We start from the raw sequence: 14,753 nt of genomic DNA, 5'->3' as shown, positions 1-14,753 counted from the left end.
GCGCGCCGCCGGGATCGGGGCGCAGGCGATCAGGCACGTCGACGATCGACGAGCTGTGCGTCAGGACGCCGGACCGATCACGACCGGGACGTCGGCGCCCGCACGGTCTCCGTCGTTGCTGTGCACACCGAGGACCGCGTCTCCCGGCGGGAGGTCCGCGGGGAGGTCGAACCGCCCCGCGACCCGGAACCGTGGCCCCTCGGGCGCCGGTCGCCCGAGCACCACGGCCGTTCCCGTGGACGACGGCGTGATGGTGACCACGACGTCGTCCGACGCGCGCGGTGTCCCGCCGGTGTCCTCGCACGTCCGCCACATCCAGTCCTCGCTGAGGTCCACCGCGCCGCCCGGTCGCAGGTCCGAGTCGCCGAGCTGGAGCTCCTTCGCGGCACACGAACCGGCTGCCGTGCTCGCGGTCGTGCACCCTGCGACCGAGCCCGCGAGCGCCATGACCATCAACCCCACCGTGATGAGGCGTCCTCGTCTCCCCCGCATGCCTCATCCCACCACGGGGCGCCGGTCGCGGGGGTCACGATCCGGTCACCGCGGGATCGGTGCGAGTCGTTGGAGTTGGGTGACGTGGGCGGGTTCGAGTTCGTCGAGCGTGGCCACGCCGAGGAGGCGCATGGTGCGTTCGATCTGGTCGGACAGGATCTGGATCATGCGGTCGACGCCGGCTTCTCCGCCGGCCATGAGCCCGTAGAGGTAGGCGCGTCCGACCATCGTGAACCGGGCTCCGAGCGCGACGGCGGCGACGATGTCGGCGCCGGACATGATGCCCGTGTCGAGGTGCACCTCCGTGTCTCCGCCGACCTCCCGGACGACGGAGGGCAGGAGGTGGAACGGGACGGGTGCGCGGTCGAGTTGCCGGCCGCCGTGGTTCGACAGCGTGATCCCGTCGACGCCCATCGCCGCCAGCCGTTTCGCGTCGTTGAGGGACTGGACGCCCTTGACGACGACCTTGCCGGGCCACTGGTCCCGGATCCACGCGAGGTCCTTGTAGGTGACGGTCGGGTCGAACATGTGGTCCAGCAGTTCCCCGACGGTGCCGGACCACCGGTCCAGCGATGCGAAGGCGAGGGGTTCGGTGGTGAGGAAGTCGAACCACCACCACGGCCGCGGGATCGCGTTCACGATCGTCTTCACGCCCAGCTGTGGCGGGATGGAGAACCCGTTGCGCTTGTCGCGCAGCCGGGCGCCGGCGACCGGGACGTCGACGGTGACGAGCAGCGTGTCGAAACCGGCGCGGGCTGCGCGGTCGACCAAGGCCATCGACTTGTCGCGGTCTTTCCACATGTAGAGCTGGAACCAGTTCCTGCCGTGCGGGTTCGCGGCCTTGACGTCCTCGATGGCGGTGGTGCCCATGGTGGACAGTGAGAACGGGATCCCCGCACGACCCGCGGCGCGCGCGCCGGCACGCTCGCCCTCGGTCTGCATCATCCGGGTGAACCCGGTCGGGGCGATCCCGAACGGCAGCGCGGTCGACGCGCCGAGCACGTCGCGTGCGGTCGAGACGTGGGACACGTCGCGCAGGATCGCGGGGGTGAACTCGATGTCCTCGAAGGCCTGCCGTGCGCGCGCCAACGAGATCTCGGCCTCGGCGGCGCCCTCGGTGTAGTCGAACGCCGCACGAGGCGTCCGCCGGGCAGCGATCCGGCGGAGGTCCCAGATCGTCAACGCGGACTCCAGGCGCTGCCGCCGGCCCGGCAGCGACGGCTTCTTGAACTGCAGCAACGGCGCCAGGTCCCGCACCTTCGGCAGCCGTCGATCGATCTGCGGGCGGGTTCGGCTCATGCTCGTCTCCGTTCGTCCGCGCTGCACCGCGCGTTCACGAGTCATCCTATGAATATTCGACCGGAGGAACAAGAACCGCCGCAGAACGATGCTTGACGAGAGAGAGGTCGGATGTTTTGATGAGCGCGTTCGGTCATCGAGGGCCGAACGGGCAGGAGACACGATGAGTCGCATCACCGGGTTGCGCGTCCGGGACGTCCGGTTCCCGACCTCGCGGGAGCACGACGGCTCCGACGCGATGAACCCAGCGCCCGACTACTCCGCCGCCTACGTGGAACTCAGCACCGACGAGCCGGACGGCCACGTCGGGACCGGCTTCGTCTTCACGATCGGCCGGGGCAACGAGGTGCAGGAAGCCGCGATCGCCGCCCTCCGCGAGCACGTCGTCGGCCGTGACGCCAAGACGCTCCTCGCGGACATGGGCAGCACCTGGCGGGACCTCGTCCACGACTCGCAGCTCCGCTGGCTCGGCCCGGAGAAGGGCGTCATGCACATGGCGATCGGAGCCGTCGTGAACGCGCTGTGGGACCTCAAGGCCAAGCGAGCGGGACAGCCCCTCTGGGCGCTGCTCGCCGACATGACGCCGGAGGCGATCGTCGACCTCGTGGACTTCCGGTACCTCACCGACGCGATCACCCCGGAGGAGGCGCTCACACTCCTGCGCCGAGCGGAGCCGCTCCGGGCCGAGCGGAAGCGCCGGCTCGAGCGGGAGGGGTACCCGGCCTACACGACCACGCCCGGCTGGCTCGGGTACGACGACGACAAGCTCGCCCGCCTGTGCCGCGAGGCCGTCGACGAGGGGTTCACGCAGGTGAAGCTCAAGGTCGGCGCGGACGTCGAGGAAGACATCCGACGGATGCGGATCGCCCGCGAGGTCGTCGGTCCCGACATCCGCATCGCGATCGACGCGAACCAGCGGTGGGACGTCGACGAGGCCGTCGCCTGGATCGAGCGGCTCCGGCAGTTCGACATCGCCTGGGTCGAGGAACCGACGAGTCCGGACGACGTCCTCGCGCACGCCGCCATCGCCCGACGGATCGCCCCGATCCCGGTCGCGACGGGCGAGCACATGGCGAACCGTGTGATCGCGAAGCAGCTCATCCAGGCCGGCGCGATGTCGGTCCTGCAGATCGACGCGACGCGGGTCGCCGGGGTCAACGAGAACCTCGCGATCCTGCTCCTCGCCGCGAAGTACGGCGTCCGGGTCTGCCCGCACGCCGGCGGTGTCGGCCTGTGCGAGGCCGTCCAGCACCTGTCGATGTTCGATGCGGTCGCCCTGACCGGCGACCTGGACACGCGGTGCATCGAGTTCGTCGACCACCTGCACGAGCACTTCGTGACCCCGGTCGACGTCCACCACGGCCGCTACTGGCCGCCGTCCGAACCCGGGGCCGGGACCGAGATGCTCGCCGCCTCCCTGGACACCTACACCTACCCCGACGGACCGGTCTGGGCGACGGAGGCACCGGCGCGTCCGGTCCGCGACGCCGCCCGGGTCGCCTGACCGACACCACACCACCGAACACGATCACCACGACGGAGTGGAGAGACCGATGCAACGACGACGACTCATCGCGGGGGTGGCGGCCGCGGCCGCGGCAGCCCTCGTCCTCACCGGGTGTTCCGCTGGCAGCAGTGCCGGCGGCAGCCAGTCGAAGGACGCCATGACCTGGTCCATGTGGATCGCCGGCAAGGAGGACAAGGCCGCCTGGCAGAAGGTCGCCGACACGGTGAAGTCCGAGGACGGCATCACCCTCACGATCCAGGGTGCGCCGTTCGAGAACTACTTCACGAAGCTCAGCACGCAGCTCAGCGCCGGCAGCGCCCAGTGCGTCGTGAGCATGCAGTCGCTCCGCACGGCGAACTACACGTCGTCCCTCCTCCCGCTCGACGACCTCGCGAAGCAGGACGGACTCGACCTCTCCGCGTTCGACCAGACCGCGCTCAACGGCATGAAGGTCGACGGCAAGCTCTACGGCCTGCCCTACGACACCGGGCCCATCATGATGTTCTACGACAAGGACGTGTTCAAGAAGGCCGGGGTCGCCGAACCGGAGCCCGGCTGGACCGTCGACGACTTCGAGAAGACCGGCGCCGAACTCAAGGCCAAGGGCGTCACGATGTTCGGCTCGACCGTCACCGACCTCAACCTCGAGTCGATGATCTACGGCTACAACGGCGGTCGCGTGATCACGAGCTCCGGGAAGATCGACGCCACCGACAGCAAGTTCGCGGACGGCCTCGACTGGCTCGCGAGCCTGGTGAAGAAGGGCTACGCCTCGCAGGCGTCGTCCGACGGCTCGCAGTCGAGCAACGACTTCGCGGCCGGCAAGGTCGCGATGTACACCGACGGGCCGTGGTCGCTCATCAGCCAGAAGGCCAAGGTGCAGTTCGACCTCGGCGTTACGACGCTGCCGTCCGGGACGTCGGGCCCGTCGACCTTCGCGGCCGGCTCCGGCTTCGGTGTCTCGAAGCAGTGCAAGTACCCGGAGCAGGCGTTCAAGGCCGTCCAGACGATGACGAGCGAGAAGGTCCTCACCGAGCTCGCGAAGGAAGGACGTGCCTTCCCGGGGCGGACCGCCGCGCAGAGCGCCTGGTACTCGAGCGCCGGCATCGACGGAGCCGGACCCGCGCTGAAGGCCGCGCTCGCGAAGTCCTCGCCGCTCCTCGGGAACAAGCAGAGCGACCAGCTCTCGCAGCTCTTCACGCAGTACGCCCTCCAGGCCGTGAACGGCCAGACGTCGGGCAAGGAGACGATGTCGTCCATCGCGGGCCAGCTCGGCACGCAGTGACCGGCGTGCCCACCTGACGGACGGGAGGCGCGGGTCGACCCCGCCCCGCGCCTCCCGTCCGTCCCCCCACCCGTTCCGATGACGAGGAGGTCGTCAGATGACCACCATCCAGGATCCACCGGCCGAGGCGGCCGTCCCGGCCGTCGCGACCGCCGTCGCGACCGGTGCGGCGGCGCCCCGCCGCACGGGCGACGCCGCCGGCGCCGTCGGACGTCGCTCGTGGTGGGGTGCCGCGTTCGCCGCACCGCACTCGATCGGCCTCGTCGTGTTCACGGCGTTCCCGATCGTCGCCTCGCTCGTCGTGAGCTTCATGAACTGGCCGATGCTCGGTGCGCGCAGCTGGGCGGGCATCGAGAACTACGCCCGACTGTTCGCCGACCCGGTGTTCCGCACCGTGACGCTCAACACCGCGCTGTTCGTGGTGCTGTACGTGCCGCTGAACCTCGTCGTCTCGCTCGGTCTCGCCGCCTGGCTGACGCCACGCATCGCCGGGCGGCACGTGTTCCGCGTCCTGTTCTTCATCCCGACGATCACCCCGATCGTCGCGAACGTCGTCGTCTGGCGCATGCTCTACCAGCCCGGGGGAGCGATCGACGCGTCGCTCCAGTCGACCGTCGGCGTGCACGCGCCGAACTTCCTCGCCGACGAGCACTGGGCGATGCTCGCGATCGTCGCGATGAGCGTCTGGCAGGGCTTCGGCTACAACATGCTGATCTTCTCGGCCGCGCTCGACGCCGTGCCGGAGAACCAGATCGAGGCATCGCAGCTCGACGGCGCGAACGCGTGGCAGACCTTCTGGGCGATCAAGTTCCCGCTGATCTCGCCGTCCGTGTTCTTCGCCACGATGATGACACTCATCACCTCGTTCCAGGTGTTCGTCCAGCCGTTCGTCCTCACGAAGGGCGGACCGGGCACGGCCACCAAGACCCTCGTGCAGTACATCTACAACACGGGCTTCCAGAACCAGCAGCTCGGACTCGCATCAGCGGGGGCCTGGGTGCTGTTCGTCATCATCCTCGGGATCACGGCCGTCCAGTTCCTCGGACAGAAGCGGTGGGTGCACTATGAGTGAACTGACCCGGACCCGCACGCGCGGGTTCACCACCTCGAACCGGACAGTCAACCCACGGGCCCTGCCCCGGACGGCGTCGGCGCCCCGGCCCGGACGGGTCCGGCACGCGATCGGGTACGCGCTGCTCTGCCTCGTGGCACTGCTCTTCGTCTCGCCGCTCGTGTACATGGTGGCGACGAGTCTCAAGCCCGCCGACCAAGTGTTCACCACGCCGCCGACGCTCTGGGGGCGCTCGCTCGAGTGGGACAACTACGTGCAGGCGTTCACGTACCTGCCGTTCGCACGGTTCATCCTGAACGGCGTGTTCGTGGCGGCGGCCGGCACGGCGATCAACGTGGCCGTGGCCGTGCTGTCCGGGTACGCGTTCTCCCGGCTCCGCTGGCGGGGACGCAACACCGTCTTCCTGCTCTTCCTCGTCACGCTGATGATCCCGCAGGACGTCCTCGTGATCCCGATGTACGTGATGATGCAGGGCTTCGGCTGGGTCGACACGTTCCAGGCGCTCATCGTCCCGTGGGCGTTCACCGCGCTCGGGGCGTTCCTCATCCGGCAGTTCTTCCTCACGGTGCCGCAGGAGCTCGACGACGCGGCTCGCGTGGACGGTGCCGGTGCCATCCGGACCTTCTTCTCCGTGATGCTGCCGCTCGCCCGACCGACCATGGCCGTGCTCGCGGTGTTCTCGTTCATCTCCTACTGGAACTCGTTCCTCTGGCCCCTCGTCGTCGTCAACGACGTCGAGGCGCACGGCACGATCCCGCTCGGGCTGCAGCAGTTCTTCGGACAGCAGGGGTCCGAGTGGAACCTCGTGATGGCCGCCTCGGTGATCTCGATGCTGCCCACCGTGATCCTGCTGATCCTGCTGCAGAAGCACCTGGTCAAGGGGATCGTGACCTCCGGTCTCGGCGGCCGGTAGCCGCTCCCGGGGACGCGCGCCGCGCCTCCCGTCCGAACCTCGTCCGTCTCCCTCGGAAGGAAACCCGCCCACATGACCATCACCGCACCCGCCGCGCCGCAGACCGAGACCGACGCGGCCGGCCTGCCCGCCTGGTTCACCCACGACCGGTTCGGCATGTTCATCCACTGGGGGCTCTACGCGCTCCCCGCCCGGCACGAATGGGTGAAGAACCACGAACGCATCACCGACGAGGACTACCAGAAGTACTTCGACCACTTCGACCCGGACCTCTTCGACCCCACCGACTGGGCGCGTCGGGCACGCGAGGCCGGCATGAAGTACGCCGTCCTCACGACGAAGCACCACGAGGGCTTCGCGCTCTGGGACTCGCAGCTCACCGACTACAAGGCGACGAACACCCGCTTCGGCCGGGACATCGTGCGCGAGTTCGTCGACGCGTTCCGTGCCGAGGGCATCCGGATCGGGTTCTACCACTCGCTCATCGACTGGCACCACCCGGACTTCACGATCGACGGCGTCCACCCACGCCGCGACGACAGCCCCGAGGAGATCGCCCGGCTGCAGGAGGGCCGCGACATGGCGCGCTACCGGGAGTACCTGCACGGACAGGTCGAGGAACTCCTGACCGGGTACGGCCGGATCGACTACCTCTTCTACGACTTCTCGTACCGGGACAACGACCACGAGGACCGCTGGGGCGGCAAGGGGCGTGACGACTGGGGTTCCGAGGAGCTCATGGCCCTGACGAAGCGGCTGCAGCCGGGCATCATCGTCAACGACCGCCTCGACATCCCGGGCGACATCGTCACGCCCGAGCAGTACCAGCCGGACAAGCCGATGGAGGTCGACGGCGTCCCGGTGCCGTGGGAGGCGTGCCAGACGTTCAACGGGTCGTGGGGCTACGACCGCGACAACCAGGACGTCAAGAGCGTCGACCTCCTCGTCCGGATGCTCGTCGACGGGGTCTCGAACAACGGGAACATGCTGCTCAACGTCGGACCGACCGGGCGCGGGGAGTTCGACCCGGTCGCACGGCGGTCGCTCGCCGGCATCGGGGAGTGGATGCACCAGCACGCGCGGTCGGTGTACGGCGCCGGACCGTCGTCGTTCCGGGCGCCGGCGGGCACGGTCTACACGCAGCGGGGGAACCGGCTCTACCTGCACCTGTTCACGTGGCCCTTCGAGCACGTGCACCTGCCCGACCTCGCCGGCAAGGTGGTGTATGCGCAGCTCCTGAACGACGCGTCCGAGGTGCGGTACCGCGAGATCCCACCGGGCACGCGTGCGCAGAACACCGGTCTCGGTGGGCAGCCCGCCGGTACCCTGACGCTCACGCTCCCGATCGTGCGCCCGGACGTCGCGGTGCCCGTCGTCGAGCTGTTCCTGCAGGAGGACTAGTGCAGCGGATCCTGTCGCGCACGCGGCTGCGGGCGGGGAACGAGGCGGCCTACGACAGCGTGCACGCCACGGTCCCGCCCGCGCTGGCGGCACGGCTCCGGAAGGCCGGCGTGCACGACTGGACGATCTGGCGCGACGGCCTCGACCTCGTGCACCTCATCGAGGTGGAGGACTACCGGGCGATGCGGCGGTCGCTCGCGGACGACCCGGTGAACGCCGAGTGGCAGGCCGTCGTCAACCCGCTCCTCGAAGCCGCGGACGACTACTCCGGCAGCGACGACGGGGTGCCGTGCGTGTGGTCCCTCGCCGCGCAGGTCGACGGAGCTGTCGGAACGGCTGCCGCACGTGACGAGGTCGGCGGATGAGCGCGGTCGAGCTCGACCGCGGGCCCTTCTGGTTCGGCGGCGCGGGCATCGGCAACCTGCTGCGCGAGGTCACCCACGAGGACGCCCGTGCTGCCGTCGACGCCGCGTGGGAGGTCGGCGTCCGCGGCTTCGACACCGCACCGCACTACGGCCTCGGGCTGTCCGAACGCCGGCTCGGTGCGGCGCTCGCCGGACGTCCCCGCGACGAGTACCTCGTGTCGACCAAGGTGGGCCGGCTCCTCGTGACCGGGCGAGGCGACGGGGACGACCTGGCCTCCGGCGGGTTCGCGGTGCCGGACGACACGGTGCGGCAGTGGGACCCGTCGCCGTCCGGCGTGCGGCGGTCCCTCGACGAGTCGCTCGGCCGGCTCGGCCTCGACCACGTCGACGTCGCGTACCTGCACGACCCGGACGTGTACTCGCTCACCGACGGGCTGACCCAGGCACTGCCGACGCTCGCCGACCTCCGGGCGGAGGGCGTCGTGCGGGCGGTCGGTGTGGGGTCGAACTCGGTCGACGCCCTGGCGGCCGCTGTCGAGACCCGGTTGTGCGACGTGGTCATGCTCGCCGGGCGGTACACGCTGCTCGAGCAACCCGCCGCCGCACTGGTCGACCGGTGCGGCGAGCTCGGTGTCGACGTGGTCGCGGTGGGCGTCTACAACTCCGGCCTGCTCAGCTCGCCGCGCCCGGAGCCCGGTGCGACGTACGACTACGCCACGGCGCCGGCGCACCTCGTCGAGCGGGCGAACGCGGTCGCGGACGTCTGCGAGCAGCACGGGGTCACGCTCCCCGAGGCCGCGCTCGCCTTCCCGCTCCGTGCTCCCGCCGTCCGGACGATCGCGCTCGGTGCGCAGTCGGCCTCGCAGGTGCGGCAGAACGCCGAGCGAGCGTCGGCGACCGTGCCCGAGGCGCTCTGGGACGACCTGCGTTCGGCGGGGCTCCTCAGCGCCTGAGCCGCACCGGCCCGGCCAGGTCGGCCCGGTGGCGTCGGCCCCGTCTGCCCGGTCGTGTCGGCCGGTCGCGCCGGCCAGCCGCGCCGGTCAGTCGAGCGACCGACGGAGCCAGCGCTCGACGCCCTCGACGTGGGCGACGACGAGCGACTGCACGAGTTGCGGGTCGCGGCGTCGGATCGCCTCGACGATGGCGGCGTGCTCGTCGAGGGTGCGCTGCACGGAGCCGTTCTGGGTGAGGCCACGCCACACACGCACCCGGACGGTCTTGCTCGACAGCGCGTCGAGCAGTCCGGACAGGTACTGGTTGCCGCCGATCTGCGCGATGGTCGAGTGGAACTGCAGGTCGTGGGCGACGAGGTCCTCGACGCCGGTGCTGTCGTCCACGGCCACCATGAGCGTCGCGAGCTCGTCGATCTGCTGCTCCGAGGCCCTTGCGGTGGCGAGCACGGCCGACGCGGGTTCGAGGATGCGCCGGACCTCGAGCAGGTCGACGAGGGACCGGTCGTGGTGCATGTCCACGACGAACGAGACGGCCTCGAGCAGGACGGTCGGCTCGAGCGAGGTGACGTACGTGCCGTCGCCGCGACGGACGTCGAGCACGCGGATGAGCTCGAGCGCCTTCACCGCCTCGCGGAGGCTGTTCCGCGAGAGGCCGAGCGACTCGCTGAGTTCCTTCTCGGGAGGGAGGCGCTGCCCCGGTTGGAGCTCGCCGCTCACGATCATCTGCTGGATGCGTGCGATCGCATCGTCGGTCAGCGACGCCACGTCACCACCTCCTGCTCGACCCGCTCGCGGACGCGACCGGACAGCACGACGATAGCCGCGCCTCCCGGCTTCCTCACGCCGGCCGCAGTCGGAGCGCCTGCATCCCGCCGTCGACCGCGAGGTCGACGCCGGTCGTCGACCGTGCTGCCGGACTCGTGAGGTAGCAGACGGCCTCGGCGACCTCCTCGGCCGCGACGAGCCGACCGTGCGGTTGCCGTGCTTCGAGGGCCGCGCGTTCGGCGGCGGGGTCGGGAGCCGACGACAGCAGGCGTCCGATCCACGGTGTGTCCGCCGTCCCCGGGTTGACGGCGTTGACGCGGACGCCCTCGCGGAGGTGGTCGGCGGCCATCGCGCGGGTGAGGGCGGCGATCGCGCCCTTGGTCGCGGAGTACAGCGCCCGCTGCGGCAGCCCGGCCGTGGCGGCGATCGAGCAGGTGTTGACGATGCTCGCGTTGCCGGACGCCCTGAGGTGGGGGAGCGCGGCACGGGACACCCGGACCGCGCCGAGCACGTTCACCTCGTAGACGCGACGCCACTCGTCGTCGGGATTGTCCTCGACGGTGCCCTGCGCACCGATGCCCGCGTTGTTGACGACGACCTCGAGCCCGCCGAGCTGCTCGACCGCAGCGGCGACCGCTGCCCGGACGCTCTCGTCCGAGGACACGTCGCACACGAACGAGAGGGGGGAGCCCTCGGCCTGGAGGTCCAGCACCGCGACGGTCGCCCCGCGGTCCCGCAACGCACCGGCGATCGCGGCACCGATGCCGGACGCTCCGCCGGTGACGATCGCCCGGACTCCCTCGTGGCTGCGGGCGCTCATGCCGCACCGATCCTCTGGCGCTGCGTCCCGAGGCCGTCCGCGCTGAGCTCGACGACGTCACCTGGCCGAAGGTACGGCGCGCCGCTGCCGAGGGCGACGCCCGCCGGGGTACCGGTGTTGATGACGTCCCCGGGGTGCAGCACCATGAACTGCGACAGGTACCGCACGATCTCGGTCGGACGGAAGATCATGTCGGCGGTCGTGCCGTCCTGTCGGACCTCGCCGTTGACGGACAGGCGCAGGCCGAGGCCTTCGGGGTCGAGCCCGGCCTCGGCGAGCCCGGCGGGGGTCACGAGCCACGGGCCGAGCGGGTTGAAGGTCTCGCACGACTTGCCCTTGTCCCACTGCCCGCCGCGTTCGAGCTGGAACTCCCGCTCGGAGACGTCGTGGGCGATCGTGTAGCCGGCGATGCACGCCGCGGCCTCGTCCTCGGAGGCGCAGTAGCGGGCGGTCCGGCCGATCACGACGGCGAGTTCGACCTCCCAGTCGGTCTTCGTGCTGCCCCGGGGGACCAGCACCTCGTCGTCCGGTCCGATCACGGTCGACGGGTCCTTCATGAAGACGATCGGCTCGGTGGGGATCTCGGCGCCCGTCTCGGCCGCGTGGTCGCGGTAGTTCAGGCCGATGCAGACCACCTTCCCCGGGCGGGCCACCGGAGCACCGCGGCGGAGGGCTGCGGCCTCCTCTGCGGGGATCGTCGGGAGGTCACCGGCCGCCCTCGCCCGACGCACCAGCTCGTCCGGGCCGGGGTCGGCCGAGAGGAACGTCCCGGTGATGTCCGAGGTGAGGGGCCGGAGGTCGACCACGGTGCCGTCGGGGTCGATGACGACCGGGATCTCCGATCCGGCCGGGCCAAGTCGTGCGAACTGCATCGTTCCTCGCTCTCGTCGAACAGCGCTGCGGTGCGCCGCTCAGACATCCTATGTCTGGATGCCCCGAGGTGCCAGGTACGTCGCCTCGGCCGTCCGCCGGAACACCATGTCCCGCTCGTCGGCGGTGAGGTCGGCGAGGGTGTCCTGCACCGTCCCCAGGACCTCGGCGTAGTCGGTGGCGAGCGTGGACACCGGCCAGTCCGAACCGAACAGCGTCCGGTCCGGCCCGAACACCTCGACCACCTCGTGGGCGTACCGGGCGACCGGGCGGTCCCGCCAGTCGGGTCCGGCCTCGGTGAGCAGGCCGGAGACCTTGCAGACGACGTTCGGCCGTGCGGCGAAGTCCGCCATCCGCTGCCGCCACCCGGCGTCACCGGCCGCGATGTCGGGCTTGCCGGCGTGGTCGAGGACGAAGCGTGCCCCCGGGACGGCGTCGACCAGGGCGAGTGCCGCGGCGTGCTCACGAGCCCGGACCAGCAGGTCGTAGGCGAGTCCAGCACCCGCCACCGCACCGACGCCGCGCACGACCTCGGGACGGGCGAGCCAGTCCGGGTCCGGCTCGTCCTGCGCCTGGTGCCGGATGCCGACCAACGCGGGTGTGATCGGTGCCGACGGTCGCGCCGCCGGACCTGCTGCCGAGCGCGTCGGCCGGTCCTCCAGCAGTCTCGCCAGGCGGTCGGCCACGTCGGGCGCGGTCAGGTCGACCCAGCCGACGACCCCGACGACCGGTGCGGGCTGGGCGAGGAGGAACGCGGTCTCGTCCTCGTCGTGGACGGCCTGCACGACGATCGACGCCGTCACGTCGGTGCCGGTGGTCGCGGCCCGGAGGTCGCCGACGTCGAACCGCCGGTCGATCGCGGCCACGGAGTCGTCCATCCAGGGGTACGCGCGGTCGGCGGGATCCCAGAGGTGGTGATGAGCGTCGATGATCACGACACCATCATGGGCCAGATGTCCGATGTCTGACCGGAGCCCTGGGATCGCCGCCGACCGCGGTCACCGAGCCCTGGTGGCGCCGATCGCCCAGACCCGAGGCGGCTCGACGCCGTTCACGGCGTGGTCGCCGACGATCCGCGCCTTGAACACCCACGGGTTGTGGCTCGCGGCGGTGCGGGCGTTGCGCCAGTGCCGGTCGAGGTTCTTCGTCGTGCTCACCCCGGACGCGGCGAGTGCGTCGAAGAGGTGCGCGGTCGCCGACGTCGCGAGCGGCGTGAGCGCGATCTGCGCCTGCGCGGTCGCGAGCTCGGCGCGGTCGTTCCGGCGCTCGTCCTCGGCCTCGTCGAGGGCAGCCCCCTCGTACGCGGCCTGCAGCGCCTCGGCGGCGCGGTCCACGATCGCCGCTGCCGCGAAGCCGGCCGCGGAGACCTCGCCGACGACCTGCAGGATCTGCGGGTCAGCAGCGAACGTGTCGGCGTTGCCGTGCGAGAACACCCGGTTTCGGCTCCGGACCTGCAGTGCGATCTCGCGCTCGGCGGCAAGGACCGACCCGGCGAGGACCGTCAGGAGCACCGCCTGGTAGAACGCCGTCTGGTACTTGAACCGGTCGTCGAAGGGGATGACCGCATCGGCGGCGACGACCGCGTCGGTGAAGGTGCTCGTCCCGGATCCCGTGGTCCGCTGTCCGAAGCCGTCCCAGTCGTCCCGGTGCGTGACCCCGGGCTGGCGGGCGTCGACGATCGCGATGACCCGCTCGCCGGTGTCGGTCCGCTCGGCGTACGTGTCGATCCAGTCCGCGAAGATGCTGCCCGTGGAGTAGTACTTCTGTCCGGTGATGCGGAAGGTGCCGTCCTCCTGCGGCGTGACCTTGGTGATGACGTCGCCGATCTGGACGGCGCCGACCTCGGTCCAGGAGTTGCCCGCGATCTCGCCACGACCGAAGCGCTCGAGCCAGGCGTCGCGTTCGCCGGAGCGGCCGACGAGACGGTCCTCGACCAGGGCGAAGTGTCCCCGCAGCGCCTGCGGGATGTTGCTGTCCGCGGCGGCGAGCTCGGTCAGCAGTCGGAAGAGCTGCGGCAGCGTCGCACCCGCACCGCCGAACTCGACGGGGACCCGGACCGCGCCGAACCCGGCGGCTGCGAGTTCGCGGATCTCCTCGTGGGGCAGACGGTGTTCCTGTTCGCGAGCGCTCGCGCCGGCGGCGATGCGGTCGAAGATCGGCCGGAACCTCCCGGCCAGGGTCTCGTAGTCGACGGTGCTGGGGTGCTCGGTGATGGTCATGTGGACTCCTCGGAGATCGTGTCCGGACGGACGGGAGGTCGATGGGTGGTGGGACGTGCCGACGGTCACGCGGCCGTGGGGTTGCTGGGTCCGGCGAGCAACGGGGACGACGAGCGCCGGCGGTTGCCGGCCGCGATCAGCCACAGCGGGCCGACGAACACGGCGACCAGGACGACGATCGCGGCCGCCGTCGCACCGACCCCGGACGGCCAGTGCCCGGACAGACCGAACAGCGCGGGGACGGTGGTCGTGGTCTGACTGGAGATGACGAGGGCCCACGCGGTGTACGCACCGATGCGGCGACCGAGTGCGAGCAGGAGGAAGAACAACGTCCAGAGCCCGGCCCACGTCGCCCAGAGCACCGCGAGGAACGGATCCACGGCCACGTTCGACGCCGCGAACACGACGGCGATCGCGGCGACGAGTCCGCAGAACCAGCCGAGGCTCGCGGACCCGAGTCCCAGGAGCGCGTCGAGACCCACCGAGAGGTAGGTCAGCCCGAAGAGGAAGGTGCCCGAGATCGAGAGGAGGGCCGGCAACGATCCGTCCGCCGACACCGCGACGGCGACACAGAGCACGAGTTGCACGGCACCGATCAGGACGTTGAACACGCCGCTGTCCCGAGCCGGTACACGGCCGAGCATCGTGAGTCCGTTGATGAGCAGTGCCGCTCCGGAGAGGATCAAGCAGATGAACGCCATGGCGACGACCGTGGCACTCCGCGGGCCGCGCCGGAAGGAACGTGTCGTGCCGTGACCGGTGATGACGTCGTGTGACGCGGGGCGCGCCTCC

15 protein-coding genes are annotated in these 14,753 nt (G+C 70.7%); 7 read left to right on the top strand and 8 right to left on the bottom strand.

The genetic code is table 11. The features are described from left to right. Window positions 1–60: 60 nt before the first annotated feature. A complete protein-coding gene (locus ABC270_RS14570; RefSeq protein ID WP_412881447.1) occupies window positions 61–492 on the bottom strand; it encodes a hypothetical protein in 432 nt (143 codons plus the stop codon). 45 nt (window positions 493–537) lie between these two features. Beyond that, the gene (locus ABC270_RS14565) at window positions 538–1,791 is read right to left on the bottom strand and encodes an alpha-hydroxy acid oxidase (RefSeq protein ID WP_412881446.1); all 1,254 of its coding nucleotides are present in this window, start codon (window positions 1,789–1,791) and stop codon (window positions 538–540) included. Window positions 1,792–1,954: 163 nt separating this feature from the next. On the opposite strand from ABC270_RS14565, the gene ABC270_RS14560 reads away from it, so the two are divergent. The 7 genes from ABC270_RS14560 (at window position 1,955) to ABC270_RS14530 (ending at window position 9,287) form a co-directional block, all read left to right on the top strand. Further along, the gene (locus ABC270_RS14560; protein WP_412881445.1) at window positions 1,955–3,295 is read left to right on the top strand and encodes an enolase C-terminal domain-like protein; all 1,341 of its coding nucleotides are present in this window, start codon (window positions 1,955–1,957) and stop codon (window positions 3,293–3,295) included. Between the two features lie 49 nt (window positions 3,296–3,344). Beyond that, complete coding sequence (locus ABC270_RS14555) at window positions 3,345–4,583, top strand: ABC transporter substrate-binding protein (RefSeq protein WP_412881444.1); 1,239 nt, start codon at window positions 3,345–3,347, stop codon at window positions 4,581–4,583. 97 nt (window positions 4,584–4,680) lie between these two features. Then, entirely contained in the window at window positions 4,681–5,655 is a 975-nt protein-coding gene (locus ABC270_RS14550) for a carbohydrate ABC transporter permease (RefSeq protein WP_412881443.1), read from the top strand. Continuing rightward, window positions 5,648–6,568: a carbohydrate ABC transporter permease gene (locus ABC270_RS14545; protein ID WP_412881442.1), complete on the top strand. Its 921-nt coding sequence runs from the start codon at window positions 5,648–5,650 to the stop codon at window positions 6,566–6,568. Before ABC270_RS14550 ends, ABC270_RS14545 begins: the two co-directional genes overlap by 8 nt. Window positions 6,569–6,640: 72 nt before the next feature. After that, entirely contained in the window at window positions 6,641–7,969 is a 1,329-nt protein-coding gene (locus ABC270_RS14540; protein ID WP_412881441.1) for an alpha-L-fucosidase, read from the top strand. Next, window positions 7,969–8,334 (top strand): L-rhamnose mutarotase, encoded by a 366-nt coding sequence (locus ABC270_RS14535; RefSeq protein WP_412881440.1) that lies wholly within the window; start codon window positions 7,969–7,971, stop codon window positions 8,332–8,334. Before ABC270_RS14540 ends, ABC270_RS14535 begins: the two co-directional genes overlap by 1 nt. Beyond that, complete coding sequence (locus tag ABC270_RS14530; protein ID WP_412881439.1) at window positions 8,331–9,287, top strand: aldo/keto reductase; 957 nt, start codon at window positions 8,331–8,333, stop codon at window positions 9,285–9,287. The genes ABC270_RS14535 and ABC270_RS14530 overlap by 4 nt, the downstream gene beginning before the upstream one ends. A gap of 87 nt (window positions 9,288–9,374) precedes the next feature. Here ABC270_RS14530 and ABC270_RS14525 read toward each other — a convergent pair whose 3' ends face one another. From ABC270_RS14525 to ABC270_RS14500, 6 genes are all read right to left on the bottom strand, one after another. After that, complete coding sequence (locus ABC270_RS14525; RefSeq protein ID WP_412881438.1) at window positions 9,375–10,052, bottom strand: FadR/GntR family transcriptional regulator; 678 nt, start codon at window positions 10,050–10,052, stop codon at window positions 9,375–9,377. Window positions 10,053–10,125: 73 nt separating this feature from the next. Beyond that, window positions 10,126–10,872 (bottom strand): SDR family NAD(P)-dependent oxidoreductase, encoded by a 747-nt coding sequence (locus ABC270_RS14520; RefSeq protein WP_412881437.1) that lies wholly within the window; start codon window positions 10,870–10,872, stop codon window positions 10,126–10,128. Next, a complete protein-coding gene (locus ABC270_RS14515) occupies window positions 10,869–11,744 on the bottom strand; it encodes a fumarylacetoacetate hydrolase family protein (protein WP_412881436.1) in 876 nt (291 codons plus the stop codon). The genes ABC270_RS14520 and ABC270_RS14515 overlap by 4 nt, the downstream gene beginning before the upstream one ends. A 48-nt stretch (window positions 11,745–11,792) precedes the next feature. Further along, window positions 11,793–12,677, bottom strand: a complete 885-nt coding sequence (locus tag ABC270_RS14510) for an amidohydrolase family protein (RefSeq protein WP_412881435.1) — start codon at window positions 12,675–12,677, stop codon at window positions 11,793–11,795. 63 nt (window positions 12,678–12,740) lie between these two features. Continuing rightward, the gene (locus tag ABC270_RS14505; RefSeq protein WP_412881434.1) at window positions 12,741–13,961 is read right to left on the bottom strand and encodes an acyl-CoA dehydrogenase family protein; all 1,221 of its coding nucleotides are present in this window, start codon (window positions 13,959–13,961) and stop codon (window positions 12,741–12,743) included. Between the two features lie 65 nt (window positions 13,962–14,026). Next, entirely contained in the window at window positions 14,027–14,662 is a 636-nt protein-coding gene (locus ABC270_RS14500; RefSeq protein ID WP_412881433.1) for an AmiS/UreI family transporter, read from the bottom strand. Between the last annotated feature and the right edge of the window lie 91 nt (window positions 14,663–14,753).

Source organism: Curtobacterium phoenicis, from assembly GCF_047238015.1.
GTDB lineage: Bacteria > Actinomycetota > Actinomycetes > Actinomycetales > Microbacteriaceae > Curtobacterium.
Note: the sequence above shows the minus strand (reverse complement) of the source record. Positions and strands in the feature narration are given on the sequence as shown.